The 3,216-nt window shown below is 47.4% G+C and carries 1 protein-coding gene; it reads left to right on the forward strand.

Going from position 1 to position 3,216, the window contains the following annotated elements; translation table 11 throughout:
- The first annotated feature begins 141 nt into the window (after positions 1-141).
- Positions 142-3,120, forward strand: coding sequence for a Tn3 family transposase (locus B6K83_RS18000; RefSeq protein WP_000985631.1), 2,979 nt, complete (start codon positions 142-144; stop codon positions 3,118-3,120).
- Positions 3,121-3,216: the final 96 nt, after the last annotated feature.

Genomic DNA, 3,216 nt, shown 5'->3' on the forward strand with positions numbered 1-3,216 from the left:
ATGGGGTTCTAGGGATTTTCCCCTCTAAAAAGACTTAATCCTCTGTAGACCACACCAATAAATGGCTGCGGAGGTGGGTTACTACTTATAAGTGTGGCAAATTAGGTAAATATCGTACATTTAATACGGAACAGCCCTGATATGGCCATCAAAAACGAAATTACTATTCTCACGAGAGCAGAACAGGCAGATCTTTATTCCCCACCCATTTTTTCAATCGAAGAACAACGTCTGTACTTTTCTCTGAACGATGCGGAATTGGCAGTTTTTCGGTCAATTCGTCTCAGAGCTCATAGATGTTACTTTGTCGCGATTTTGGGATACTTCAAATCAAAGCCCGTCATCCTAGATATCGCTTACTCGCAGGTTTCTAAGGATTTAATGTTCATCAGTAAAGAGCTGCTTGGCGGCAAGGGGCTCAGACCATTCACTCCCTCACAAAAACAAAAAGATCGACTCTACGCAAAAGTATTAGACCTTGCTGGTTATCACAAATGGGACGAAAGTCAGCACTTCAATTCTCTTTTCGACCACCTTGTTCAGGTGGGCAATGCCTGGCTGGAGCCGCGTTACCTCTTTGATACTGCTATTGAATTCCTAACCAGTCACAGCATTGCTATCCCTAGGTACACCGTACTCCAGAGACTGATAAGCAGAGCGATGCAGCAGGTCAGAAAAGACCTGGCGCACCAACTTAATCAACTCACCAGTCCTGAACTTCACGTCTTTCTGGACAGCATAACAGCCATTGATGACGGACTAAGCCTGAACCAGCTCAGAGGCGGTGCAAAAAGTCTGACCGTACCTGAACTTAAAAAAGAGCTTGCCCTTTATCATCAGTTAGCGCCATGGCGCACGCAAATCAATGGCGTTATCGATGGGCTTAATCTGTCTCTTAAAAATCGACAACACTTCGGTGAGCTCATCAACTATTACGGTAGTAAACTCAAACGATTCAAACGCGCACAGCAGCATCTATGGTTGCTATGTCACCTGACAGAGCGGATACAACTGGCACTGGAACGGTTAACTGATGGGTTCATTTACCATATCCGCAAGCAACAAGAAGCTGCCAACACCTTTGCACAACAAGCAGTGTTCCTGTCCTGGCAGTCAGCCGCGGACAATGTCACGAAAGCGGCAGAGTTACTGCATCTGTTTGTGGATGAGAACATTGATGATAATCAACCCTTCTCAGTAGTCAGACAACAGGCATTGAAGGTCATGAATGACAGGGATATCCAGACCCTCTGCCTTTACCTGAAAAAACAGAAACGGACCGTGGAAGAGTACCAGTGGCAACATTACGATGAACAATGCAATCTCCTGGAGCAACTGTTAAGGCAGGTGTTCTTGTGCCTTGAATGTGAGGCCGGTAAAGGCTCAGAAGCCGTCGTCGCCCAACTTCAACAGATGCAGACGGAAATCGCATTCGGTGGACCACTGAAGACGATGGATACGTCGCTCATCCCGAAAAAGCACCTCCCATGGTTGGTTAAACAGGATAACGTTAACCCGCAACGTTACGAATGGCTGCTCTACCGGCAGTTAACCTCACGACTGAATGGACGCATTTATTTGCCAAATGTTACCAAATACCGCGCACTGGAAGACGACCTGATCCCCCAGACATCGCAGGATACCTTGCTGGCCTCATCAACACTGGACAGACTAAAACAGCCCGCAGAGTTATTGTTACAGGAGAAACAACACCGGCTGGAAAGTGCACTCAAAGACGTTGCTCTCCATATTGATGAGGGAGACAATCGAAATGTGATCATGAAAAATCGTACCGGTACCCGCTGGCGTCTGCCGACCAAAAGCGCTACATCTCTGGTCAACAATCCCTTTTTTAAGCGAATGCAACCGGTCGGTATCGCGGATGTACTGCGGTATGTAGAGCGCGAAACCGGGTTCATGAAATGTCTGACTCATGTACTTCCGATACAAAAACAAGGGTTCACTCATCAGGATGATTTACTGGCCATTCTGATTGCCAACGCCACTCACCGTGGTGTGTATGGCATGGCGCAGATCTCCGATCGAAGCTATGAACACCTGAGTACGGTGCAGGCCAACTATATCCGGCCTGAAACGCTGCATGACGCCAGCGACGTGATCAATAATGCGGTTGCAGCGCTACCCATCTTCCGCCACTACCATATTCAGGAGGACCAGCTGCATGCCAGTGCGGATGGTCAGAAATTCGAAACCCATCTGGAAACCTTTAAAACCCGGTACTCCTCTAAGTATTTCGGCACCAACAAAGGGATCACGGCCATGACACTGGTGGCCAACCACAGCGCCCTCAATGCTCGGATCATCGGTTCCAACGAGCACGAATCACACTATATTTATGACCTGTTACAATCCAACAGCAGTGAAATCAAACCTGACGTACTCTCGACAGATACACACGGTGTCAATCATGTTAACTTCGCCTTACTGGATCTATGCGGTTACAGTTTTGCACCGCGATACGCGCAGTTCAGTAGTGTCATCAATGATCTGTTTGATGTGACTGAAAGTGAACAAGGCAGCACCATACTGGCGCTAAAGAAGCCTATCAGAACGAATGTTATTACAACGGGATGGCAAGATATCAGGCGTATTGTTCTGTCACTTCAGACAAAGCGGACGACACAAGCAATGCTGGTAAGAAAGTTGTCTGGTTACCCTTCTGGACACCCAATATTACAGGCTCTGACGGAGTATAATCGACTGGTTAAAGCGCAATATTTACTTGACTACATCGACGATGCCAGTTTGCGGCAGTATGTGCAACGTGCCCTGAACCGGGGAGAAGCATGGCACTTCCTTAGACGAGCCATTGCGTCGGTGAATGGTGATCAGTTCCGTGGCAAAAACGAGTCTGAAATCGCTATCTGGAATGAATGCGCAAGATTGCTTGCCAACGCGATCATCTACTTCAACTCCGCGATACTGAGTCATCTTCTGGGACACTTTGAAGCGAGAGGAGATGAAGAGAAAGCGGGTATCACTCGTGCTGTTTCGCCCGTTGCGTGGCAAAATATCAACTTAAGCGGAACGTATAACTTCACTAATACTGGGAAATTGCCCAATATTGGCGAAATAACAAGGCCGATAGTGGATGATTAGGCTCCAAGCTGAAAGTAAACCACCTCCGCAGCCATTTATTGGTGTGGTCTACAGAGGATTATGTCTTTTTAGAGGGGAAAATCCCTAGAACCCCAC

Origin of the sequence: Colwellia chukchiensis (assembly GCF_002104455.1) — a bacterium.
In the GTDB taxonomy this organism is placed as follows: domain Bacteria; phylum Pseudomonadota; class Gammaproteobacteria; order Enterobacterales; family Alteromonadaceae; genus Cognaticolwellia; species Cognaticolwellia chukchiensis.